Below are 25,122 nucleotides of genomic sequence, written 5' to 3' on the forward strand. Positions count from 1 at the left end.
AGGACATCATGAAGACACTCTTACAAGTTGACAACATACAAAAATACTACGGTAATAAAGGCAATGTTACAAAAGCTCTTGACCATATTCACTTTAATGTGGAAGAAGGTGAATTTGTAGGGATTATGGGCCCTTCCGGAAGCGGTAAGACTACACTCCTTAACTGTATCTCGACTTTAGACAGTGTATCTAGTGGGCATATTTATATTGATGGCGATGATATTACCGCTCTAAAGCCTAAAGCCCTTGCAAACTTTAGGAAGGACAAACTCGGTTTTATCTTCCAAGACTTCAACCTACTTGATACTTTAACAGGTTTTGAAAACATTGCCCTTGCCCTGACCATCCGTAAAGCTCCCGCTCATCTTATTGAAGAGCAGATTCATACGCTTGCACATAAATTAGAGATTGAGGATATCCTAAGCAAATACCCTTATGAATTATCTGGTGGACAAAAACAACGTATTGCTTGCGCTCGTGCGATGATTACTAACCCTGCTCTCATCTTAGCTGACGAGCCAACAGGTGCTCTTGATTCTAAATCTGCACGTCTCTTACTTGAGAGTATTGATTATCTCAATACAAGTCTTGGTGCTACGATTATGATGGTAACACATGATGCTTTCACCGCAAGCTATGCAAGCCGTATTCTTTTTATTAAAGATGGCAGGATTTTTAATGAACTTGTCCGAGGTAACGATTCTCGCAAAGTATTCTTTAATCGCATTATAGAAGTTGTAACCCTTCTTGGAGGTGACACCAATAATGTACTTTAAACTGTCTCTTAGAAACGTCAAACGTAGTATCAAGGACTACCTCATTTACTTTCTTACCTTAACTTTTGGGGTATGTCTCTTCTATATTTTTAATGCGTTAGAAGCTCAACAAGTCATGCTTGAAATGACCGCTTCTCAGATGGAAATTATTCAAATGCTCTCAGATGTCATGAGTGTTGTATCTGTTTTTGTTTCCGTCATCCTATGCTTTCTCGTAATTTACGCCAATAACTTTCTCATTAAAAGGCGTAAGAAAGAACTTGGTATTTACCTTACACTGGGTATGCAGAAAAAGACAGTTTCTAAGCTTCTTCTTATTGAAGCCCTTATTATTGATTTTTTTGCACTTGTATGTGGACTTGTAGTAGGAACTTTCCTCTCTCAAGCCCTCTCTATTCTTACAGCACAGCTCTTCGAAGTGAATCTAAAAGCTTTTACTTTTATTTTCTCTTCCGATGCTGCACTCAAAACTATGTTTTACTTTGTCATAATTTTTATTTTTGTAGTATGCTTTAATACCTATACTATTACAAAATATGAACTGATTGATTTGCTCCATGCAGATAGAAAAAATGAAACCTTAAAAGCACCTAAGTTCGCTATTTCACTTCTTTTATTCTTACTGTCTATGAGTTCATTACTAGTAGCTTATTATCTTGCTTTTAAAAACGGACTTACGAACTTTAATATTGAATTTTTGATTGCCATTTTCCTTGGTGTTATGGGTACTTATTTATTCTATGTTTCAATCTCCAACCTTCTTATTAAACTTATAGGAAATTGTAAAGGTCTTTATTATAAAAATTTAAATCTTTTTATCCTTAAGCAAGTGAGTAGTAAACTTAATTCTCATCATATTTCTATGACACTTATTTGTTTGATGCTCTTCTTAACTTTAGGTATTTTATCTACAGGTCTCAGCTTAAGCAAAAGTTTTACAAAGGATTTAGAACGTCTGACACCTTTTGATGCAACCTTCTCTAGGCTAGACACTACAGACGCCCCCCCATTAAGCACTTCATTAAAAGCATCAGGCTTCCCTCTTGATGAACTTACTGAAAGCTATATGGATTTTAACCTTTACGAATCACCATTCCACTATAGTGACTTTTTCACTGAAGATATTATGCTTCGTTATGGTGAGAACTTTTATAACTTTAGAGAAGATACTGCCATTCATGCCATTAAACTCTCCGACTTTAACCAGCTTCGCATGTTTTGCAATGAAGTGCCACTCTCACTTCAAGCTCATGAATATGTCGTTACTTCTAGTGATATGAACCTTTGGCCTAGTATCCAATCCATTTTAAAGACTCAGCCTACACTCACTAGGCGTACTATAGAGCTTGTACCTAAGTTTGATACACCTATTGACCTAAGTTATGAGACGAATTTCTTCTCTAGCAATATGCTTACACTTATTCTACCTGACCACCTCTTAGAGCATGCACCTATTTCTAGGCAGCATCTCAACCTCAACTATAAAGGCGATAAGACTACTACAGAAATAGCGTTTAAAGAAAGTTTTGATGTACTATTTAAGACCTCTGACGAATTCTTTATTCCGCCTATAACGAAAATAGAATCCTATGAGTCTTCCTTTGGACTTTCGACTATCGTCACTTACATTGGTATCTATCTAGGATTTGTCTTCTTAATCGCAAGTGCTGCTATTTTGGCACTTCAGCAACTTTCTGAAGCAACTGACCATACAAAGCGCTATGAACTCCTTAGAAAGATTGGGGTAAGCAAATCAGAACTTAACCGTTCTTTATTCACCCAAATTGCCATTTACTTCTTTGCCCCTTTAAGCCTTGCACTTATACATGCAAGTGTAGGCATCGCTATAGCCAATGATGTGGTGAAACACTTCGGTCAAAGTAATATTGCAGTAAGCACACTTTATACCTGTTTATTTCTTCTCCTGGTATATGGTACGTATTTCCTCGCTACTTACTTTGGTAGCAAACATGTTATCACACAAAAAAAATAGGAAGCTTCGGCTTCCTATTTCTTATTGCATTAGATACCCCTGTCCACGTTTTGTCTGAATCACATCTTCAACACCTATACTTTCAAACTTCTTACGTAACCTATTAATATTGACCGTCAATGTATTATCATCCACAAACCACTCACTATCCCATAAATACTTCATCAGTTCTTCTCTCGTTACAATATTGCCTTTTTCTTTACTTAAGCAACTTAAAATCTTCCTTTCATTTTTCGTAAGTTCTACCTCTTCATCTCCTTTTAAAATAACCCCTTTTAAAAAGTTAATCTGGAAGTTTCTAAAGGCCATAACCTCTTGGTAAGCTGCATAAGTTCTCTTAATAAGAGCTGCAACACGCGCTAGAAGAATTTGTGTATTGTATGGCTTAGTCACAAAGTCATCTGCCCCTAAGTTCATACTCATCAGCTCGTCCATCTCACTATCTCTACTTGTCACTATAATAATCGGCGTTGTAAGATCTTTACGTATTTCTCTGCATATATAATATCCATCATAAAGTGGCAAATTAATATCTAATAAAATAAGATGTGCCTGAGCTTTCTTTATCTCCTCTATTACATTTTCAAAAGCAGTTACAACAAGAGGCTCATAACCATATCTCTTAAGTAATTCACTAAGCTCCATGCGAATTTTTTCATTATCTTCTATGATTAATATTTTATACATTTCATTCACCTTATTTTTATTCTTTTCCTTGAGTATTAGTGTATCACAAATCTTACTTTCTTAGTATGTATAGAGCCTGTTCCAACAGACTCTTTTAAATTTAACTATTTAAAGTGATTAAATAATTATATAAATTTTTCTAAGTCATGCTTATTTAAGTGAATGCTTCGACATTTATAACTTAATATTCATAGCTGCCTTTACTTCGTCCATTGTAACATCCCCTATGCGATTAGCTTTATGACTACCATTTATAATAAGCTCTTTCACCTCATCTAAATGTTTTTCATAATAAGCACGTTTTTCTCTTATTGGGTCTAGGAGTGTATTGATACAACCCGCTAATCGCTTTTTACAAGCTACGCAGCCAATATTAGCCCCCTTGCATCTATCACAAATATCTTCATACTCGTCATTATTAAGGGCTTTATGATACTGACTTACCGTGCAAATATCTGGATGACCTTTATCACTCACTCTAATTCGAGCTGGGTCTGTAACGGCTGCTTGTACTTTTTGCACTACCTCTCTTTCTGTATCTGAGAGATATAGGGCATTACCGAGGCTCTTACCCATTTTGCTATTACCATCTAACCCAACTAATCTTGGTGTTGGACTTAGTAAGGTATCTGGCTCCTTCAAAACCTCTTGCCCTTTACCATAAAGTTCGTTAAAGCGTCTTACGATTTTTCTCGTCTGCTCCATATGAGGGAGCTGATCTTCATTCTTTTTTGATGCATTTCCTTCAACTCCTTTTTTCTTAATAAAACAAAAAACTCCTACTCCAAAATAGGAGTAGAAGTCTACTTAGCCACCTAAAAAGTTCTTATCACATACTGACATATGCTCTCATCATAACGGTTAGAGTTTCCGTCATCGCCTACTCTTCTCATTTCGGGATGCCCTCGTAAGTCCATTCACTCAAATATAAAATATTGCATCGCACCAACCTGCAACTCTCTGAAAATTAATTATTAATTTGTATAGAGATGGATTTATTACTAAATTCATAGTCCACGGTTACATTTTCTACTGTTTCAGCATTATTATATGTCAGCATACTATTAAATGATAACCTATCATTTGTTATCCATTCAACACTGTTAATACTGCAATAATTTTCATTGTCTATACGCATAGGTACATTTACTCCTTTCTGAGCGCCATATACACCCCTTGCTGTCCCCACTAATTCTGGGCTTATCTTACCATTTATTATATCTATAATGACTATAAATTCACTTTTATTAGAGGCCATTTTCACTGCTAATAGCGAATGATCCGGTGATGGTATGATATCTGTTATATACATAAAGGGTTCTGGAAATGCAATATATTGTTCAAGTACATTATCTTTTATTCTCCAAAGTACATTATGGCTTCCATAATCAGAGTAATTGTTAAATAACATAAAAATAAGACTTCCATCTGATAATTTATAAATATTTTCGCTTTGATAACTTTGCGATAAAATATCCACTGCAAACATGGCTGCTTGTGCTATTTTTTCTTGTTCACTCTTTATAAAAGGTGTTATTTTCTTAATAGCCTTTTCCCTTAATACTTCATCATTAAAACATTCTACAAGCCGATTAATTGCAATATACACATATTCTTCTTTATGACTTTTTAATGCATCAAAAAATTTATCAGCATCATATTCTATTCCCGGTGTTAATTCCATATTTTCAGGTGATAAATAACGTATATAAAGTTCTGTACTTTGATTTTTTAAATATTCTACAGCGTATACAGTACTCGATAATGAAATAAAAATACAAATACAAGCGACTAATCCTATCCACTTTTTTAAATTATTTTTTTGTGTTTTTTCTATGTATGCTACACTTTCTATTAAATCATCATCAATCATCCCTATTTCTTTATAAAGCCATTTTTTATTCATATTTCAAACCCTTCCTTCTCAAGATATTTTTTAAGTTTACTCCTTGTTCTATGTAACATAGACTTTACCTTACTACTGCTCATATTAAAATTTGTAGAAATCTTTTTGATTGAATCCGAATACCAGTATCTCCTAATAAATACACTTCTAGCTTCTCTATCAATCGTATATAAAAATTTACTAATTGATTTTGCTAACTCACCATGCTCATACTGATTCTCTACTGTATCTGGTGAAGATAAACATTCTTCTAATTCTGATAAAATAACATCAAATTCATTATTACGCTTTTTCGCCTTATTATAACTATACTTATCAAGTGCAATATTACGTATTACCCTCCCTAAAAAAACAGATAATTTATTAGGCCAATTGGGGGGGATTATATTCCAGGCAGCCATATAAGTATCATTTTCACATTCTTCTATATCTGCATAATTAGACAATATATTTGATGCAATAGCCCTGCAATAATGTCCATATTTACTCTTTGTTTCAATAATAGCCATTTGAGATCGTTGCCAATATAAAGTAATTATCTCCTTATCATCCATACATTTATCTCCTCTTATTCATTCTAATGAGTGTTTCTAAATATCTTTACCTATATAGTAGAGAATGAATTAGATGCGTTGCACATTATTTTATTATTTTATCATCAAAAAAAGTCCCACTTCACGTAGGACTTCTCTCATCACATTTATTATGCTTTTTTAACGAACTCTGATTTTAATTTCATAGCACCAAATCCATCAATTTTACAATCAATGTCATGGCCATCTGCTGCATCATAAATTAAACGGATACCTTTTACTTTTGTTCCAATTTTAATAGAAGATGAGCTACCTTTAACTTTAAGGTCTTTGATTACTGTTACAGTATCTCCATCTGCTAAAACGTTACCGTTTGAATCTTTGATTACTTGCACGTCCTCACTAGCTTCTTCACTTCCTGGTGTCCACTCATGTGCACATTCTGGACAAACTAAAAGACTACCATCTTCATAAGTATATTCTGAATTACATTTTGGGCAATTTGGTAAATGTTCCATGTTTATCTCTCCATTTCTCGTCTCATTCTAGTCTTTCTCAAGCTTCTCTATACTATCATAGTCTTGTCATCTTGACAAATCTAATGCTTTCCATTTATTTTTTCTTAAATATTGACTCTTATTATTCCTTATATTATGTTAAAGAAGTATATTATCAAAATATTAAACAAACTAATTTCAAAGGAGAATTTTAATGAGCTTAGCAAAGCACACCTTATACAAGATATACATATTGAAATCAGTGATTTTAAAAGTGAGACAGCTTGTCTAGCAAAGGAACATATTAAAACTTTTTTTGTTAAAGAAGTAAAAGGCTTTATAGGCCATGCAGGATGGTATGCTCATAATCTGGAAAGCATTATGCCTACAGGACCTAAAGAATCTTTTCCAGATGTACTTATGGAAAAAACTGCATTTTCTTTAGAAGCACACACTTCTGCATCCATTTGGATAGAGTTTAATGTACCTGATCATGCCAAGGCTGGCATATATAAAGGTACGATTAGCTTCTTGTCTACATTAGATGATGAAAAACTTGTTTTTGATTATGAATTAGAAGTTTTAGATGCAATGCTTCCTAGTGCTAGAAACTATAGATTCGATGTAGAATACTGGCATCATCCTTATAGCAGTGCAGAATATTATAATGTAATCCCATTCTCATCAGAGCACCTAGACTTATTAAAATCTCATTTATCTCTGTATAAAGAATTAGGCGGACATGCTATTACAGCTACTATTGTAGAGGAGGCTTGGGGCGGTCAAACCTATAGCAAAAATCCAGTTCATTACCCATCTATGATTAAATGGATTAAAACATTAGAGGGGAAATGGTCATTTGATTATACCCATTTTGATAAGTGGGTTCAATTAGGAAAAGATTTAAATATAGCCGATGTGGTCATTTGTTATAGTATGCTTCCTTGGAATAATAAAATTACTTACTATGATGAGCTCACTATGAAACAGCACACTATGACTGTTAGTATTGATCATTTACAAGAATACCGCTCTGTATGGATTCCTTTTTTAGAAGCCTTTATTGAGCACTTAGATGAGAAAAACTGGTTTCACACTATTTATATGGGCTATGACGAAAGACACAATATGGGCGCTGTTTTCGATATTGTAGATGAGATTCAAAATAAAGATGGAAAAACTTTAAACAAGTCCGCTGCCTTTAATGACTTTGAAGGTAATCAACAAATCTTTAATCGTTTAGATAGTGCAAGTGTAGGCCTTGAAGAAATCCGCCAATCTGTAGAAAGCTTTAAAGCGCAAGTAGAAAAGAGAAAACGAGAAGGTAAAAAGACTACTATGTATACAGCAACAGAGCATTTCCCTAATAGTTTTATTAAATCTATGCCTGTGGAAAGTTACTGGACCATTATGTATGCAGGCTCCCTAGGGGCAACAGGTTATCTTCGCTGGGCATTTGATGCCTGGGTAGAAGACCCATTAGAAGATGCTACACATTCAGCTTTTCAAGCTGGGGACTGTTTTTTAGTTTATCCTTCTCCTAAAGAAAAGAAAGTTAAACATTCTCTTAGGTCTATAAGGCTTACTAAATTAGATGAAGGTGTTAGAGATTTAAATAAACTTTATCTTATCAAAGAAACAAATGCCTATTTTAAACATAAGGTAGAAACTCTATTAGAGAAAGTAAAAAGTCAGTACCCCTATGAAGAAGTAGAAACACCTACTTCCTGGGCTATAGCTGGTAGACCAGCAAAATGGGCGACGTCTGATACTCAATATCTTATGGTGCAAGATATGAATGCCCTAAAGGCTCAAATAAAAGATATAACCCAAGATTATATTCATTACCTAAAAATAAACAACGCCAATACAGAGAAATTTTAAATATATTTTTGTACATATTTTAATTTTTCTTTTCATAATACCTAAACTGACTTTGTAAGGCTTGTTTAATTTCCACTCTATACTTTTATCTAAAATGCTAAAGTTAAATTTTTTTCTTATTTTTGCGAAGCATTTTGCTTTCTCATTCCTATATATAGGATATAAGGATGCGAACCAAATCCTAGGCAAGTTCTATTCCTTTACGCGTTCTAAGAAATCCTTTTATCTTCTTGAGTTTCCCCCTTACTCAAGATATAAAACTTTCTTAGAACACCGCACTACTTAGTGGTGGCAACTAAGTAGATACGAGAAATATTCTAATTATCTATCAATATGGTACTTTAGGCTACGCTTACGGTAACTCCTACCTATGGCAGGCAGACTTAGCCCCTTGCAGTGATACATACACTGGTATCCCTTTCATCTATAGCGCCTAATCCGCACTCCCATAGCGAGGTAATATCTTCCGCTATGACCTATCTACCTACTTGATATACCTCATGAATAAATCTCTTGCGTTTAAACTATATTTTGCCACAAAAACAAAAAGCATACTTAGGCTCGTCTATTTTAATTAAGGGGGAGACGGCTTAGGTATGCTTTTTGTACATTTTTATTTATAACTCCACTCTTTCACTTTAGCCTGCATATATCTTTCTCACTATCTTATATGTTTAATCATTGTATAAATTCTATCTAACTTTTTCTTTATAGCACTCCTTCTGTCTGGCACTAAGGTTAAGTTACTTCTTCTAGCAATCTCTAATACTACTTCATCAATAGTCATAGCATCCGTCTGAATAATGCCTTCTGTAATCTCATTCTGAAAAGCTACTAAGCACCTATCTATCTGCTGTTCTGCCCAGCTTGTTTCATACTCAAGGCGCTTTCTTAATCGTTTTAAAAGCGTACTTTTATTCGCATATAAAATAACCTATATTTTCTGGGTCATAGACAAAGGCATCTTGTAAATGCCTCTTAAGTTCAAAATCTGTTTGTGTCTTGCCCGATCCAAATGCACCATTAATCCATATAATCATTGTGTTCTCCTATTTTACCCAAATGCTTTCTTCTGGTATAGTAATATATCTTGAAAATAGTTCAACTTCTAAAGGTTCATCAAAATCTTTCTCTACAGTCTTAAGGAGTTCTATGCGCACAGGATACCCATTAAGACCATTCCCCTTACATACAAAACCTACACTGCCTGAATACATCCTATGCTCAGGTTCTGCCTCTAAATATTCTTTAAGGAAAAAGTTAAGCTGTTCCCCATCTTCTGTCTCATAATGTAATAAAATTAAAGCTTTATCTGGTGGACAAACCTCCTCCAAATGCTTTATGTACTCTTCTTTAAAGTGCTCTCGCTCCGCTGGCTCAATATTTTGCAATATTTCTTCTAGCCTTTGTAACCCTTCATCATAATAATAGTACTTTTCAACTTCATCTATATAGAAAACGCGCTTCTTTCCTGTCGCTTCGTCAAAGTACTGAATCCTCGTATTAGGCTCCGCCTTACCTATATTTACCCTAAAAGAATGCTCTATACGAACAGTATAATGAGACTCGGCTACATTCAAAATCATAGGCATAAGTTTATTTAGATTATCTACTGGAAGCTCTGTATCACTTTCTAATCTATACTCACTTAATATAAGCTCTTCCATAGAACCCTCTAACCATTCCTTAGGTATAAGGCCTTTCTCTTTAAAGTACGTATAGGTCTCATAATCACTTTCATGGTAATACCTTAACCCTCTTGCTGAACTTCCTTCCATCATGAATTCTTGACCTGCAAAATTTATAGCTTTAATATACAAATTGTTTAGGCCATACATAGGCTCATTCTGCAACCTCTCTATCATTTTTTCACGGTTAGTCTTATAGTCTTTTCTATGTATACTGCTCTTTTCCGCTTGTCCTTCTTGGTACAACATAAGTAATTTTCTTGTACCTTCTTCTTTTACTATACTTAATAACTGTATTTCCATCCCTCTTATAACAACCTGCTTATTGATAGCTGTTTCTTCTTCTAGCAGTAAGTATTCTTCTTTCAGCTTTTACCTCACATAATCTACAAGTTTAGGATGAATAAGTGGATAAGTTAGTGCCTTAGGCATCTCCTCACATAAGACTACTTTTTCTATTTCTGATGGAGGTAAGTCAGTAAATTCCTCTATATTGGCAAAGTATAATCTTCCAAAGGTTTCCTTGCCCTTATTGATAACAGAGTAAATGCCCATATCCTTTAATTTAAAACCAAGTGCCCCCGTTTCCTCATAAAGTTCTCTCTCTGCCGTATCAAAGATATCTTCGCCTTCTTCTCTATGCCCTCCGGGCACCTCTAAGGTATCTCTTTCCCTATGCTTGCAATATACCCACTTATCTTGATATCTTGAAACAATGACTGCAAACTCTAAAAGCTCATCTGCTACTTCTTCATAAAATTTAACTTCTATCATATGCCCCTCCATTTTCTTTTATCCTACTTCATTCGTTTTGATAAACTTCATTGTAACATCCTATTTTCTATAATTCTCTAAAAAATTCTTTATCGCCCATCCTTGTGCCTTTATATACATTTTTGTTTCTATATCTTCTATTGAAATCCATTCAAGTTTATGATCTATTTCTACGGGTTCTACAATCTTTTCTACAAGCTCACCATAATAGTAATACTGTACGGGATGAAAATACCCTAACTCCTTATGTAGCCAATACTCTTCCGCAGAACATATATAGGAATGCACATTAGCAGTAAAACCTATTTCTTCAAGAATCTCTCGCTTTATACAATCCATATGATTTTCGTTACCCTCTAAGCCTCCACCAAGCAAAAAATAACCTTTAGGCGTTTTTACAACCGCTGCTTTATCCCCATCCATACAAATTAAGTATGCACCTAATCTATCGTAATAAGCATTACCTTCAACTTTTTCTCCAAATGTTTTATCTACCAATATATTTACCTCCCTTGTAAAAATAAATCTTTAGTTTGAAGTTTATTGCTATTTTCTAAAGATATTTCTCCACCACATACTTTCTTCTCAAATAATTTAGAATCCGTTAGATAATAATGAGGATATAAGGTAGAAAGATAGCCCCTTCATTGAAGGAGCTATCTCGACTGACAGAATAACTATTTTATGGAACTCATATAATCCATAAATTTCATTTATAAATATTTCTTATCTCTTGAAGTACAGAAATTAATAAAGTGATTAGGGCGTTTTATTATTTCTTTTGTAATTGCTAATAAAAATATAAAGGCTGGATTAGGGTTAAAATTATAGATTGTTTGTACTACATCATCTAAATCAATTTCTGTTTCAGTAACTAGCTTATATAACTTTAATGTCTCGATAAGTTGCTTAGCTTTTTCAGCAGATATTTTCAAATTAGTTTCTAAAAGCCTTACAGTAAAGGGTTTGTTATCTCTTTTGTATAGTAAAAACAAACTATTTAGCACATCAGAATCTCCTAACAACTTGAAAAGATTCACATACTCCTCTCTCTTTAAAAAACCTTTTTCCCAACCATCTACAGGTTCGGGCATTATAAAGAAATAGGGCATGTTTTTGCTTAAGGAAAACGTACTAATACCACTTTGAAATTGCATTTGTGAATGAGTATAATTATCCTGATTAACATCTAATTCTAATTTTAGTGGGCGAGTAATACCTTTTACTCCACCTAAAGCCTTTTCAATTTCCCAACAATATTCCATTGCTTGGTTAAAGCGTTCTTCCTGTTCAAAAGAAGAAATGTGTTGAGCAATTTTAGCCTTCAAGTCACTATAATTACTTTCCTCTCTACCAAATAGCCTATCAATTGACACATTAAAATAATCAGCTATTTGTGGCAGTAATTCTGCATCAGGCATTCCACCGCACTCCCATTTTGATACAGCTTGTGTTGAAATACCAACTTTTTTAGCTAAATCTTCTTGAGTTACACCTTTTTCTTTTCTTAAGTTAGCTATCACCTTGCCTAATGTTTCATAATTCATTTTGCTCAACTCCCCATTTAATAATATAAGTGTTCCTGTGTTAATACTACCACAAGTATAGGTTGTATTAAATAGAGGGGATTTTGATAAAATCAACTATAAGTAGAATTCCTTAATCTAAAAAATATCTATTTTAAAGTCTCTCACCTATAAGTTTCTATTCTTATATCTACACATGGAGTTACACTATGAACAAGGATATTCTTACTTCTCACTATTTCTTTTTCGGTGTTAAACGTTTAAAGCCATTTAAACCAATAGAGGTAGTTAATTAGGAATTTAGTTGACATACCTTTGAAACGACGTATCCATACTTTATAGATACTATCCAAAGCATTTAGATGGTTAATATGATATATGCCTGTTTTATGCCTACCACACTTGATCTGCTTATCGTCTAGGTTAAAATCTCTAGCAAATTTGAATGTATGATTTATGGCTATCTGTACACAAAATAGCCCCTGCTTCGATACATCCTCTAAACAAACGTTCAAAATCTGAAGTAGCAATTCTCCCTCTACATACAGGCTCAAAAATAATGTTGTTATTACGATCTATGGCAGTAGCTATACAAACTTGTTCATGACTTATACCATAAACTTTAACTTCACCGCCTCTACGTCTAGCAGGTCTAGGCATAATGAATCCACTTTTATTGTGATTGCCCTTATAGCTATAAGCTTGAAAAGTTTCATCTACTTCAATAATGCCCTTAACTTTACCAATGCCCATGTACTAATGAATACAATCAAATAGCTTGTGTCTCGTATAAAACGAGGTCTTAACACAAACCTCTATTTGAGCAGCACATTTTCTAATGCTTAAGCCTAGCAACATACACTTAGCATATTCCATCCATTTGTTTAGTGGGAGTTTTGTACCTGATAATGCAGACATAGAGAGGTTGTTGAAGTGCTTCTTGCAGTCCTTACACTTATAACATTTTTTGTGGCATAAAGTGAATAGCCAGTATTTCTCCTAAAAAGTTAAATAACTCTCTTACTTGCGCGGGTGAAAGTGAAAGTATATCATTTCTAAGCCCAAGTAATTCTGACATATGAGGCCCTTGCAATACATTTCTGTGCCAACGCACTCCCAATTCCTTTACATTGATACCCTTCTAAAACTCCATAAAAATCCTATTATCTTCTCCTTCTCGTCTTTAGCGACAATTAGACTCCCTTCATCTGATAACACCCCAGCCGTATAAGGATATTGGCTTATAATATGCTTTTTTGTATCCTCTGTACCAAATTCAATTTTCATAAGTTCTTCCCCCTATTTATCTTTTATCCTCTTAGCCATCCAAATATCTGGTTTGCCAAATCCATTTGCATCAGGGAATACTCCTACTATTTTGTAGCCTTGCTTCTCATAAAAAGCATAAGGATGGCGATCTAGATTACGGATATTTTTAATCTTTTCATAAGTATCTTCAAAAAGGTCTCCTTCTGATAAGCTTGTCCTACCGTCTTCATCATCTGTTCCAAGATAAATTATAATGCCTCCTTGCTTATAGACTTCTTCTTCTAAAATTGCAACAAGCTTTGTCCCTATTCCCTTTGACTGATAAGATGGTTCTACTGCTACGAGAGCAATCCTATCTTCTTGGACAAATTTCTCCATATCTTCTAAGGCTTCTTCTTTTGTATCCCAGGCATGTTCAAAACATACTACAAGAAGCTCTGCCCCTTCATGTATTCACTGTTTATTTTCTCTTTTAAGTTTTTCTATTTTCATTTTATGCTCTCCTTTAAATTCACTAAGAAAATAGCCTCTAAGAGTTATACTCTTAAAGGCTATTTATGTTCTAACTATTTTATTATTCTGCTGAGGTCCTCTATCCTCTTCTCGCCTTATATATATACAAGTATAGCATATTTTATAATAGGCTTACTATTCTGAACTCAATTTTTTTATTAAATTCTCTACTCTAAAGGTTATTCTCTACTTTTATTTATAAAATGCATAGTCCAGTCGGAAATCGTACAATCCGCAAACATAGAAAAATATTCACTTGGGACATAGACACTTCCATCTATAAGCTTAGGCGCTACGCCCGCACTAAAAGGTGCTGACATACCTATTGCATTAACACTTTTATACAAATAGGAATCAAACCCAATTTGTACCTTAGACTCTATCCTTCCATTATTTAATGTTGCAGTGTATGTGGCTGCATCCCATTCCACTTCAAAACCCATAGCTTCTGCTATATTTCTTAAAGGTAACATAACCTGGCCCATATAATGACTAGGTAGATTATGACCTAAGTCTACTGTCTCACCATCTACAGTCACTTTTTCAATGAGTACTTCACTCAGTGCTTTGTACACCTTCTCCATATCTATCTCTTTATTTGCTGCAGCTTTAGAAAGTATGCCACTCTTTTCTTCATTAGATACCATTTCTGACCAAGTTTCCATAGGATAGTCTTTAAGCTCAATAATACCTAGTTTTTCTGCCCTTTCCATAGCTGGTAAAGCATAATGTGTATCCATAATAGGTGGCAATTGCTCCTTATGATTCACTGCTTGTAAAATCACTGTAATAAACTCAGCCTTTGTAATAGGTATATTCCTATTAATAACATGAGTGGATACTCCTTGGTCTGCAAGAGGTATAATCTCCTTAGTTGGTTCACTTGCATATAAGTTTATACTTGAGAATGTTACAAATGCCATTAATGTCCATATTAAACTTTTCTTCATTATTATCCACCCCCATTGATTAAACATTTAACTTACTCTAATAATTAGACGTATGATTATAAAAAAAGTTCCTACTTTTAATGATCTAAGACTTCTAAGTAATGTGGTAAAAATACAGTAAGAAACTCCTCATCTCTAATCACTTCTTCAACTAATTTTTCATAAGTTCTATACGCCAAATCATATTCTTCCTTTGTGATAGTCCCTTCATCAAGCGCTTCTTGCAGTTCATCTTCATCTATTAAGTGCACACTAAAATCAGGTGCTACAATAACATCTAAATATAAGTCTTCAAAATAAGGTATGTTTCTTTCATCTACCCCATTTTCTTTAGTCATATCAAAGTACCACTCTACAATTTCATTATGTCTATTATAAATAGCTGTTACACACCAAGTCTCATTGTCCGGCAAAAAGATTATGCCCTTATAGCCATCATCACATAAGCATACTTCTGCATTATAATGTGCTTTTAATTTTCTTTTGACAGAACCCATTTTAACTAAGGAAACATACCCCTTCCATTCACCATCTACATACATCCATTTGTAAGAACGCTCAGCGAGCCAAGCCCAATTACTTCCATCTAAATACTTTCTTTTCATCTATTCATTCCTCATTTTATTTAGTCTTGTATCTATTTTATCTGTTTTTAGTAAAGTTTTTATGCATAAAATGCCTATTTCCCTTTTTTCTAGAGTATACAGGATTAAGATAACATTTTAAATGCATAATGCCATTTAGCATATGTTTTTCAAATGTATTATCCAAATATTTGGTTATAATAAAACGCTACAATTGAATATGATGCTAGTAAGCAAAAACTTATCTACACAAGGTATGCCAACAAGGTTTTTGAACTCGTATTGGGAGAAATAATTGCATTTATAAAAACTGATACCACAAATGATTACATCATTTAAATCTACGCTCTTCTAATCTGTCTATTAATGCTTTATAAGTTTTAATTTCTAGTACTTTCGAAGGTTCATAGACTTCAACCTTCTCTTGCTTATTAAACCAAATAGGGTAAATCCCTGCATTTTGTGCACCTATCACATCATATTTAAAACTATTACCTATGTACCATACTTCCTCTGATTTTAAGTTAAGTTTTTTAAGCGCCAATTCAAAAATTCTTTTATTTGGTTTTCTAAAGCCATATTCACTTGTTGAAATAACAAATTCAAACCGCCTATCATCAATGTCATATGCTCTTAACTCTTCCCTTATAGCTTCTTCTGAAAAGGAGGAGTTGCTTAATATGGCCTTCCTAATCCCCTGCTTTTCTAGATAATCTAAAAACTCTAGTACACCTTCCATAGCCATTCCTTTAAAAGCTGATTGGTTAAAGATATTTTCCATTTGTATAGGGTCTAGCTCAAAGGAAATACTGTGCATTTCATAAAGAAAGCGTTGAAAACTTCTCATACTGTATTCAATCCCTGTCTGCTCTCTTGATTCATTAAAAGCCTCTCCCATTTCTATAGCATAAGTTTGTATTTCTTCTGCCGTTACTTGGTCTGGATTATGAGCTTTCTCTAATAAAGCTTTGGTTCCTTCTAACGGCTCAGCTTCTATATATTCTATCAGTGTATCCCCTGCATCAAATAAAATAGCTTTAGGCCTATGCATCTTTCTATTTTGCTCTTTCCACCTAAGTGCATCACGTTCCATCTGCTTTACAAAATCATCTTTTCCATCGCAATAGGCTTCTATATCATTTGGATATGTTAATGCTAGAGTTTCTTTTAACTTACCATATTCTAAGGCTACGTCATCATGTACTCTTAGATAATCACGTACTGCCAGATGCCTCTTGATATTTTCCGCATTACTCTCCTCAAAGATATGTACTTGGTGTGTGCGTTCATCTTTACTTTTTCTAAGGTATCTTCGTCCTTTTATACCAAACTCACCCATGCACTCATAACCTATTTTTTCGAATTCCAAGTTAAACGCATCCACTTCTTCAATCTTTTTAACTACAGGCATGATATCAATAATTGGTTTTGCCTTTAATCCCTCAACAGATGTACTGCCAATATGATGTACTTCAACAAGCAAATCCCCTAGAATATATTCAATGGCCTTAGCCTCTTGCTCATACATCATTTTCCATTCTTTATTATAATCTACAACTTGTACTCTCATCTTTGCCCCCCCTTCTAAAAATAAACACAAATCTTCTTTAGCAACCTTTAGTAGTGATTATATCATAACACTGATAATCTTTTGTATTATTCCGAAATCTACATTGATAAATTATTATTTTTCTTCGTATAGATTGCTTATTCTTATTTCTAATGTTATGGTCGTATTAAGAACAATATTTCTAACAATAAATGAGGATATACACTTATGACACAAGTAAAAACAGTATTAGATAAATTAAAAATTGAAAACTATAAAAACAGATTATTCTTAAATGTACCCGATACAGTTACGGAGCTACAAGATATTTTTGCAGATTATAAGGTACAACAAACCCAATATGATCGTATATTTTCCTTTGTATTTTCTTTAGAGGAATTTGAAAAAGCTATTGATGAGGTTGTAGAACAAAATTTACTAGCAGAGGGAGGCTACCTTTATCTGGTCTATCCTAAAAAAGGTAATAAACACTATGATACCTTTATCCATAGAGACAGTATTATGACACTCCCTATGGATGAAGATGGCTATTTCAAAGAAAGTTTATTAAAATTTTCAAGAATGGTCGCTTTTAATGATACTTTTACAGTCTGTGGCTTAAGACATCTCAAAAAAGCATTAAAAAAATCCCCTAAACCTAGTCAGTGTGTAGATGATTATAAAGATAAAGTTACAGATTTAAAGGTCTATTTCCAAAACCAACCTGAAATTCTTGAACGCTACGTGGCACTGACCCCAGGCTATCAAAGAGATTGGGCACGTTACGTCTATAGTGCTAGAACGCAAAACACTATTGATAAACGCTTAATAGAGATGGCAGAAATCTTAAAGCAAGGCTTCAAGACTAAGCAGCTCTACACTAAAAGCAAACAATAAAGTCCCCTTATCTTATAAATCTAAAAAAGCCTTACACTAGACAAATAGTGCAAGGCTTTTTATCTTTAAACCAATAAATTAACTTAACAATTTAGTCCACTTATTAATAATAAATGTAATCAGGAGATACATAGGCATTACACCCCAGAAGGCCTCAATCATCGTTACTTGCCCTTCTAAGCGATAGACTAACATAATAGTTATAAAACTCAGCATAATAGCACCTAAAGTACTATAGAACAATGTCTTACCCTCTTCTACTTTAGCTATTTTACTAAAGGCTAGCATCCCTATACAAGTTATGCTAAAACCTCCTACTATCATGGCTTTTATTCCGTTATACCATCCATCTCCTATTAAAGCAGGCAAGGCCTGTAACTGTCTGCTATTTTCTATGAATCCATCTATGAGTTTTGACCAGAATGTAAAGTCTGACCATTTATTTGGAATAATATAAGAAGGTATGTAGGTTATAAACTGCATCATCTCTATTGTTATCCAGGTTAAACCTAGTGCTATAATACTTAAAAGAATAGCTGATACCCAGTATCTATGGGTACTATAGATGAATTTATACAGTTTAATAAGACCATAAAGTCCTAATAGATAACCTGGTAAAAGTGCTAGTCCACTTAATAAAATGCTCGTTAAAGATAAGTTTCTTAGTACGCTTTCAGGCAAGTTATATTTAAATTTTAATGTACTTATCACCCCTTCTACATTTTCTTTATCTACAAGTTGTACCCTCAGCGCACTAAACTTTGTTTCTTTATCTGCCATATCTGCTTGGGTGATGATTCTATTACTTTTTTCTTTAAGTACACCTCTTACCACATACGCCTTATCCTCTACTATAAGACTTTGACCTACAACATCGGTACTTCCCCACAAGCTATAGGCTACACCTTCACTTATGATTGTACCTTCCCCATCACCTTCATAGAGTGTTTGTCCTTGTAGTTTTTCTACAGGAAACAGCATGGTTAGGTTGCCATATACTTTAACAACTTCTCCTATTACATTTTTAGCAAGTTCTTTATTCCTTAAATCTTCTTTAGGGCTTTGCTCCCATGCTATAAAACTTTTTACGATTTTTTCACTACTTTCACTTTCTCCTTTTTGAAGGTTCTTCATCGTCTCAGCATCCAGCTTTTCTCTATCATAGCGAAGTTCTACTACATCTTGTAATACTTGTATTTTCTGCGCATTTGTTAGACATATACTCCATGCCAATAAGGTTATAAATACAACAAGTACATATGAAATAATGCGCTTATAATCCCTCATCATTGTTCAACCAGGCGAACTCTATCACCTGCTGAGATTGGTTTATTACTTTTGACAATGACTGTATCTTGCGCTCCTAGTGCCCCTTCTACAGCTGCACTCCTTTGGTTTTTATCTAGAATCATTATATCTACTCTATCTGCAATGATTTCCTCACCAAGTGTTGTTGTTTGTTGCTTTGCTACAAGTACATAGTAACTTCCATTCTCTTCTCTTAGTGCTTCAATCGGTATGATATAACGGTATTTATCTGATTCCTGAATCACCTTCATCATAGCGCCCATACCTGGTTCACCCTTTGGCACACTAATACTTATTTTCTTCTTACCTTCTGTATCACCTTGTACAGGTACAATACTTTCTACTATGCTATCTCCTACAGGCATCTTATCCCCGTCTAGAGTAACTTCTACTTGGTCTCCTATTTTAATAAGTTCTGCTTCCTCTTTAGTGAGCTCAGTCTCAAGTATATAGCTACTTGTATCTCCTACAAAGACAAGAAGGTCTCCTTTTGTTGTGGTATCACCTTTTGTAACTTTTACTTCTCTAATAATACCTGATGAAGGTGCTTTTAATTGTCCACCTTCTTTAATAGCTTTTTCTAACTTACTTATTTCTCTTTCCTTTGCTTCTATATCTAAGAGCATAAGCTCCTTTTCAATACCTTCTTTTTGAAGATTTTGCTCTTTACTAAGTGCTAGATTTTCTTCTTCGCCTTCTGCTTTTACTAAATCTTTTTTTGCACTTTCTATTTTTCTATTTAAATCAGCTATTGTATCTTCCTTACTTACTAGTGCATCTTCTAATAAGCGTTCTTGTTCTTTTACCTGATTTCTTGCTGCTTTAACCTTTTCTTCTTCTTGCTTAAGACTTTCATCATCGATTTCGCCATTTTCAAGTCTTTTTACTTTATCCTTAGCTTTTTGGAGTGACTCTTCAGCTGCTTTGATAGTACGCTCCCAGTCTGATTTTGTTATTTCATATTCCATCTCGGCACGTTCTAATGCCTGAAGAGCACTTGTTGCTTCCCCTCCTCCTAAAAGCCATAAGTTTTCTTTTGCCTCATCTACTGTTTGCTGAGCTCTCTTAATGGCTTTGTCTTTTTCATATTTTTGAGTCTCTAAATGCTTTTGTGCTTCTTTTTCTTCTTCTTTTGCTTTTTTAAGTTGTTCCTCTAAGCTTTCACCTTGAAAAGTAGCTAAGTTCTCTTCAGCTTCCTTTAAGTCTTCCTCAGCTTCTTTTACCTTCTCTTTAGCACGTTCTATTTTTACATCTTCTTTTTTCACAAGATTGATTTTATCTTCTTCAAGGTCAGCTAATGTTTTTTTTGCTGTTTCCATAGGTGAACTATTAGCTGTAAAGTCTTTATTGAGGCTAAGTTGTTCCAGTCTAAGTTGTAACTTCTTTAAATCATCTCTTGCAGTATCTAGTTTCTCTTTTATCTCTTTAGCATCCAGTTCTAAAAGTACATCCCCTTTTTGAACGCGCTGTCCTGCTTCTACAAACACATTTTTTACAAGAAGACCTTCTCCTACTTCCATGCTTTCTTCATTTTTTGGCTTTAAGCTACCACGTACTTCCACTTTCTGTTCAATACGTCCACCCTTTGGTCTTTGGGCCACTACTTGCGGCGTTGTAAGTGCATCGGCAGATTTTGAAAGCCCTGTAAATGCCACCATAATAATGAGAAAGCCTGCTAATGCTTTTATAGCTATTTGCTTAACTTTATCCCTCTCCTCTTTTGGAGTAGGTAATTCTTTTTTAAGTTGATTTTTTAAATTCATATTCATCTTTTTAACCTTTCTCCTTTTTACACTACTCTTTAAGTCCAGCTGCACGAATCCCTGCTTCTAAGTCATTTTGCCCCCATAAGAAGACTAAAAGAGCTGGAATAAGCATGATAACTGATGCCACTATAGAAACACTAAGCTGATCTACGGCAATCTGCGGCAAATACAATGATAACGGCCATAAGGATTTATCTTGTATAAATGTAAGAGGCTGCTCAATCATATTCCAGTATTCTAAAAAGCCTAGTACAAGAGCAGATACAATACCTGCTGCCCCTAATGGTAACCCTATATGTATAAAAGTTCTAAAATGCCCTGCCCCATCCATCTTGGTTGCTTCTATCATAGCCTCTGGTATAGATTTGAAGAAGCGGTACATAATGAATACTGGAAATGTAGAAAAGACAAGTGGGTAGATAAGTGCACCTCTTGTATTAAGTAAATTCATTTTATCAAGAACAAGGTAATTGGGTACCATGGTTACCTGAAAAGGCATAAGCATAAGGGCTATATAAAGTGTAAAAAGTAACTTTTTGCATGGAAATTCAAATCTTGCAAAAGCCCATGCCGCTGGCATCCCAAAGCATACTTGCCCAATCAAAATAGGTACAACAATCTTAATAGAATTCCAAAACATAGCAAAAAACGCTGGAGAGTCTAATAATAACTCTATATAAGGCGCCATTGTGGGATAGGCTGGAATAAGTGGCCATTTTGCAAAGCCAGAACCTCCTAAAAGCACAGGACCAAAGTATGTCTTAATCTCATCAATAGGCATAAGTGAACCACTTATAAGCATCCATAAAGGTAACCACACAATAAGTGCTAGGAAACTGACTAGCGTTATAGGTATATATTTTTTCATTAGTCCTCATCCCCTTCCCAAGTTCTTTGCAATAGTAAAATCAATATCAAAATAACCCCTGCAACTATGGTAGCTGCTGCTGATAATTTATCAATGTCTAAGGACACAAACCAATTGTTAAATAAATGCTGAAGCATATACATACTATCATGTGGATAATCCCCTGCAATGAGGTAGGCCTCCCTAAATACTTTAAAAGAGTTAAGCAGTGACAATACGACTATAGTAAATAAAGTTGGTAAAAGCTGAGGTATTGTAATCTTTGTAAATTGCTGCCAGCTACTTGCACCATCTACCTTTGCTGCCTCATATATTGCTGGTGAAATGGTACTAAGTCCTGCTAGCCAAAGTACCATATCATACCCAATGTTACGCCATAAATAACTTGCAACAAGAATCCAAAAAGCCCAATCCGTCTTCATCCAGTCTACTCTTTGCCCCCCAAGTGCTATAATCCCACGACTTAAAAGTCCATTTTGGTGAAAGAGAACTTGCCATAAAAGTACCACTGAAGCTACTGGAATAGCCATGGGTAAAAGGAATGTCATCTTAAATAACTGCGCCTTCTTCCCAATAGCATTAATTAAAAGGGCAAGCCCTAAAGAAGCTATAACTAATAAAGGAATACAAATAAGTGTAAATTTTAAAGTATTTCCTCCTGCTAACTTAAAGGCATCATTTTGAAAAATAGTAGCGTAATTTTTAAGCCCTACAAATTCACCACTCATAGCCCCGAAGAAAGACCTACGTATAACATCTATAAAAGGAATAAAAATAAAAACCATTACCCCTATAAGACTTGGTAACAAAAAGCAAAGAGCGACTTTTAAGTCACTCTTTTTTTTATTCTGCCAAATAGGCTCTTGTGCGTTTTGCTGCTGCTTCGGCAGCTTCATTTGCTGTTTTCTCGCCATTAAAGTATCCTTTCGTTTCTTCTATAATAAGATTCATAAGCACTTCATCTGTCATTGCCGGAATCGTAAGTTTATCTACTTGTTCTTTAAGTTTTGTATAAGACTCTTGTGTTGCAGGCTGCATCTTGATAGGCTTTTCAATAGCCATTCCCATTGCGGCCATCATACCATCTTCATTTATTATTGCTTGTTCTTCTAATGCTTCTTTATCGATAGGGAAACCTTCATATAAATCTACTTTTTGAACCTCTTTAGACATAGCTAGTTTTACAATCTCACTTGCAATATCTTTGTTTTTACTATTAGCATTAATCCCTACAATGCCTACTGGATTGTATACGCCGCCATCCTTAGCTAGAACAGCTCCAAAGTCTCCATCACCTCTTTGCATAATAGCTGAATTTAAATACGGGATTTCCATGAATGCTTCAACTTCTGTCATGTGTAGTTCAACATCCTTATGCGCCATATATTCTGTTGATAATGTATTTTTAATACTTTCCTGAATAGCAGGATCATCTGCATCGTTAAACTCTATAGTCATACCTGATGATGATGAGTTCATACTAGGTGCTTCATCTGCCCCACCTTGGCCTGATAATGTATTGATAGACTCTATGAAGGTTACAAAAGCATCTTCTTTAATTTGCCCTGTTTCATCCATCCATTCATGGGCTGTAATACCGTATAATTTCTTCATAAGCTCCTCTGGTGTCATGCTATAAAATACTTGTTTATCTGGATTCTCCTTAGCCCAATCTGCAAGCCCTTCAAGGGAATCTACACCATTTACAAGCTCTTTGTTCCCCCATAGGGTTGGTACCTTAAAGCGTGTTGGAAGTGCATAAATAGAACCATCTTCTTGCCTATACGCCTCTGTAATATTTTCTAACCACTTACCACTATCTCTCATACCGTCTACCCAATCACTCATATCTAAAAGTACACCTTTCTCCATATAAGATTGTATTGGAAGTCCATCAAGTACAAGTATGTCTGGACCCTTCCCTGCTAAAAGCTGGGTATTAAGTGTACGGATTGCATCAGCCTTTGTAAGGGTATCACCCTCCTGAATACCTACTTGTATATTAATAAATACCTCTTGGTTTTGGCGCTGATACTCTGCTACTGCTTGTCTAATCGTCCTATTATCCTCTAACATATATAAGTTTACTTCTGTTGTTGGTCTAGATGGTACATTTGGATCAAAATGATAATTTAAAAGTGTATAAGCTCCTTCTACACTATCAAAAGCTACACTAAATTCATCATTACCTTTCATAGCTACTTGTCTTACAAATAGAGATGGCGTTCCAAATGAACTTGTGCTACTTTCAATTACATTCTCCCAAATACTACCACCTGGTGCTAATCTACTTACGCCCTCTGTATTCACAATGTAGACATTGCCTTCATCATTACTTAGAAGCTTGCTTCCCCAAAGTGTGCCTTCATAAGGAATAAAGTTCTCCTCATCGCCAGATTCTAAATTAAAGGCTACAAGCCCCCCGCGCTGTGCATCTATTACCATTAATTGATTATCAACAACTACAACTTCACCCTCTGTTCCTGTTACACTATATTCAGTAATTACACTACCATCTGCCTCATTAATTCTTACTACACCATTATTCATGCCTACAAAGATGCTTCCCTCTTCATCCACCTTAATAGCTGAAATATAACTACTTTCATCTACTTCATAAGGGATTTCCTCTACTTTATTACCTTCTGATAACTTTCCTATACGTGTTTTAAAGTCTGGATTATAATATAGAGCGTAATACTCTCCTTTTTCATTAGAAGTGATTGCTGATAGCTGATTTCCAGCACTTATAAGGTCATTTAACCATGTAGCATCTTTACTCTCCCAGCTTTTCCCATCTTTTGAAGTATAAGCAACAACCTGATTTCCAGAAGCATAACCATGAATCTCCATTGTGCCATCACTATTTACTTTATAATCTATTAAAGACTTTATCTCTTTAGGCATATCTACCGTTTCTTCTATATAACGTCCCATTGGAATATCTTGACTTACGCTACTTTTTTCACCTGCTATATTATTACTACACCCTGTCACTCCAAATGCTGTTGCCCCAATTAATAGGCCTACCATGAGTTTATATATATGTTTTTTCATCTTCTACTCCTTACTTATCTTATTTTTTATTTATTTAATATAATTCTACTTATCTTATCTCTAAATAACCTCTAAAAACTTTAAAGCTTTTATGAAT

Annotated in this window: 25 protein-coding genes and 1 pseudogene; 4 read left to right on the forward strand and 22 right to left on the reverse strand. The window is 34.5% G+C overall.

The window, feature by feature from the left end; all coding sequences use genetic code 11:
* Window positions 1–8: 8 nt before the first annotated feature.
* Both H8718_RS06590 and H8718_RS06595 read left to right on the forward strand, forming a co-directional pair.
* Window positions 9–776 (forward strand): ABC transporter ATP-binding protein, encoded by a 768-nt coding sequence (locus H8718_RS06590; RefSeq protein ID WP_177668898.1) that lies wholly within the window; start codon window positions 9–11, stop codon window positions 774–776.
* Window positions 766–2,769 carry an ABC transporter permease gene (locus H8718_RS06595; protein ID WP_249332336.1) on the forward strand — a complete coding sequence of 668 codons (2,004 nt, stop codon included), beginning with the start codon at window positions 766–768 and terminating at the stop codon, window positions 2,767–2,769. The genes H8718_RS06590 and H8718_RS06595 overlap by 11 nt, the downstream gene beginning before the upstream one ends.
* 21 nt (window positions 2,770–2,790) lie before the next feature.
* Here the strand turns inward: H8718_RS06595 and H8718_RS06600 are convergent, their stop codons facing one another.
* From H8718_RS06600 to H8718_RS06620, 5 genes are all read right to left on the reverse strand, one after another.
* Window positions 2,791–3,456 carry a response regulator transcription factor gene (locus H8718_RS06600; protein WP_249332337.1) on the reverse strand — a complete coding sequence of 222 codons (666 nt, stop codon included), beginning with the start codon at window positions 3,454–3,456 and terminating at the stop codon, window positions 2,791–2,793.
* 174 nt (window positions 3,457–3,630) lie between these two features.
* Window positions 3,631–4,221, reverse strand: coding sequence for a hypothetical protein (locus H8718_RS06605; protein ID WP_330597594.1), 591 nt, complete (start codon window positions 4,219–4,221; stop codon window positions 3,631–3,633).
* 202 nt (window positions 4,222–4,423) lie between these two features.
* Complete coding sequence (locus tag H8718_RS06610; RefSeq protein ID WP_249332339.1) at window positions 4,424–5,362, reverse strand: hypothetical protein; 939 nt, start codon at window positions 5,360–5,362, stop codon at window positions 4,424–4,426.
* Window positions 5,359–5,916 (reverse strand): RNA polymerase sigma factor, encoded by a 558-nt coding sequence (locus H8718_RS06615; RefSeq protein ID WP_249332340.1) that lies wholly within the window; start codon window positions 5,914–5,916, stop codon window positions 5,359–5,361. The genes H8718_RS06610 and H8718_RS06615 overlap by 4 nt, the downstream gene beginning before the upstream one ends.
* A 149-nt stretch (window positions 5,917–6,065) precedes the next feature.
* Window positions 6,066–6,413, reverse strand: a complete 348-nt coding sequence (locus H8718_RS06620; RefSeq protein ID WP_177668909.1) for a zinc ribbon domain-containing protein YjdM — start codon at window positions 6,411–6,413, stop codon at window positions 6,066–6,068.
* A gap of 135 nt (window positions 6,414–6,548) precedes the next feature.
* Here H8718_RS06620 and H8718_RS06625 point away from each other — a divergent pair, with 135 nt between their 5' ends.
* Window positions 6,549–8,276 (forward strand): DUF4091 domain-containing protein, encoded by a 1,728-nt coding sequence (locus tag H8718_RS06625; protein ID WP_249332341.1) that lies wholly within the window; start codon window positions 6,549–6,551, stop codon window positions 8,274–8,276.
* 661 nt (window positions 8,277–8,937) lie between these two features.
* On the opposite strand, the gene H8718_RS20545 is transcribed toward H8718_RS06625, so the two are convergent.
* The 12 genes and pseudogenes from H8718_RS20545 to H8718_RS20785 all read right to left on the reverse strand — a co-directional run bounded on the left by H8718_RS20545 (window position 8,938) and on the right by H8718_RS20785 (window position 17,150).
* Window positions 8,938–9,063, reverse strand: coding sequence for a hypothetical protein (locus H8718_RS20545; protein WP_283246164.1), 126 nt, complete (start codon window positions 9,061–9,063; stop codon window positions 8,938–8,940).
* A 127-nt stretch (window positions 9,064–9,190) separates the two neighbouring features.
* On the reverse strand, window positions 9,191–9,316 hold the full coding sequence (locus H8718_RS06630) for an AAA family ATPase (RefSeq protein ID WP_249332342.1): 126 nt from the start codon (window positions 9,314–9,316) through the stop codon (window positions 9,191–9,193).
* Window positions 9,317–9,325: 9 nt separating this feature from the next.
* Window positions 9,326–10,267, reverse strand: coding sequence for a hypothetical protein (locus H8718_RS06635; RefSeq protein ID WP_249332343.1), 942 nt, complete (start codon window positions 10,265–10,267; stop codon window positions 9,326–9,328).
* Between the two features lie 69 nt (window positions 10,268–10,336).
* Window positions 10,337–10,738, reverse strand: a complete 402-nt coding sequence (locus H8718_RS06640) for an NUDIX hydrolase (protein ID WP_249332344.1) — start codon at window positions 10,736–10,738, stop codon at window positions 10,337–10,339.
* Window positions 10,739–10,798: 60 nt separating this feature from the next.
* Complete coding sequence (locus tag H8718_RS06645; RefSeq protein WP_249332345.1) at window positions 10,799–11,236, reverse strand: NUDIX domain-containing protein; 438 nt, start codon at window positions 11,234–11,236, stop codon at window positions 10,799–10,801.
* Between the two features lie 215 nt (window positions 11,237–11,451).
* Window positions 11,452–12,285, reverse strand: a complete 834-nt coding sequence (locus H8718_RS06650; RefSeq protein WP_249332346.1) for a helix-turn-helix domain-containing protein — start codon at window positions 12,283–12,285, stop codon at window positions 11,452–11,454.
* Between the two features lie 143 nt (window positions 12,286–12,428).
* A pseudogene (locus H8718_RS06655) lies at window positions 12,429–13,342 on the reverse strand (IS1595 family transposase).
* 47 nt (window positions 13,343–13,389) lie between these two features.
* A complete protein-coding gene (locus H8718_RS06660) occupies window positions 13,390–13,551 on the reverse strand; it encodes a hypothetical protein (RefSeq protein WP_249332347.1) in 162 nt (53 codons plus the stop codon).
* A 12-nt stretch (window positions 13,552–13,563) separates the two neighbouring features.
* Window positions 13,564–13,986 (reverse strand): GNAT family N-acetyltransferase, encoded by a 423-nt coding sequence (locus H8718_RS06665; RefSeq protein ID WP_408646571.1) that lies wholly within the window; start codon window positions 13,984–13,986, stop codon window positions 13,564–13,566.
* A gap of 239 nt (window positions 13,987–14,225) precedes the next feature.
* Window positions 14,226–14,996, reverse strand: a complete 771-nt coding sequence (locus H8718_RS06670; RefSeq protein ID WP_249332349.1) for a copper amine oxidase N-terminal domain-containing protein — start codon at window positions 14,994–14,996, stop codon at window positions 14,226–14,228.
* Window positions 14,997–15,073: 77 nt separating this feature from the next.
* Window positions 15,074–15,601, reverse strand: a complete 528-nt coding sequence (locus H8718_RS06675; RefSeq protein WP_249332350.1) for a DUF402 domain-containing protein — start codon at window positions 15,599–15,601, stop codon at window positions 15,074–15,076.
* 310 nt (window positions 15,602–15,911) lie between these two features.
* On the reverse strand, window positions 15,912–17,150 hold the full coding sequence (locus H8718_RS20785; RefSeq protein ID WP_330597591.1) for an HAD-IA family hydrolase: 1,239 nt from the start codon (window positions 17,148–17,150) through the stop codon (window positions 15,912–15,914).
* Between the two features lie 207 nt (window positions 17,151–17,357).
* Here H8718_RS20785 and H8718_RS06690 point away from each other — a divergent pair, with 207 nt between their 5' ends.
* A complete protein-coding gene (locus H8718_RS06690; RefSeq protein WP_249332351.1) occupies window positions 17,358–18,026 on the forward strand; it encodes a YdeI/OmpD-associated family protein in 669 nt (222 codons plus the stop codon).
* Window positions 18,027–18,104: 78 nt separating this feature from the next.
* Here H8718_RS06690 and H8718_RS06695 read toward each other — a convergent pair whose 3' ends face one another.
* Genes H8718_RS06695 through H8718_RS06715 form a run of 5 tightly spaced genes read right to left on the reverse strand, consistent with a single transcriptional unit; the run spans window position 18,105 to window position 25,025 of the window.
* On the reverse strand, window positions 18,105–19,313 hold the full coding sequence (locus H8718_RS06695) for an ABC transporter permease (protein WP_249332352.1): 1,209 nt from the start codon (window positions 19,311–19,313) through the stop codon (window positions 18,105–18,107).
* Window positions 19,313–21,103 carry an HlyD family efflux transporter periplasmic adaptor subunit gene (locus H8718_RS06700; RefSeq protein ID WP_249332353.1) on the reverse strand — a complete coding sequence of 597 codons (1,791 nt, stop codon included), beginning with the start codon at window positions 21,101–21,103 and terminating at the stop codon, window positions 19,313–19,315. The genes H8718_RS06695 and H8718_RS06700 overlap by 1 nt, the downstream gene beginning before the upstream one ends.
* A gap of 25 nt (window positions 21,104–21,128) precedes the next feature.
* Entirely contained in the window at window positions 21,129–21,968 is an 840-nt protein-coding gene (locus H8718_RS06705) for a carbohydrate ABC transporter permease (RefSeq protein ID WP_249332354.1), read from the reverse strand.
* Window positions 21,968–22,882, reverse strand: a complete 915-nt coding sequence (locus tag H8718_RS06710) for a carbohydrate ABC transporter permease (RefSeq protein ID WP_249332355.1) — start codon at window positions 22,880–22,882, stop codon at window positions 21,968–21,970. The genes H8718_RS06705 and H8718_RS06710 overlap by 1 nt, the downstream gene beginning before the upstream one ends.
* The gene (locus H8718_RS06715; protein ID WP_249332356.1) at window positions 22,812–25,025 is read right to left on the reverse strand and encodes an extracellular solute-binding protein; all 2,214 of its coding nucleotides are present in this window, start codon (window positions 25,023–25,025) and stop codon (window positions 22,812–22,814) included. Before H8718_RS06715 ends, H8718_RS06710 begins: the two co-directional genes overlap by 71 nt.
* Window positions 25,026–25,122 lie beyond the last annotated feature (97 nt).

This window comes from Zhenhengia yiwuensis, from assembly GCF_014384995.1.
Lineage (GTDB): Bacteria > Bacillota > Clostridia > Lachnospirales > Cellulosilyticaceae > Zhenhengia > Zhenhengia yiwuensis.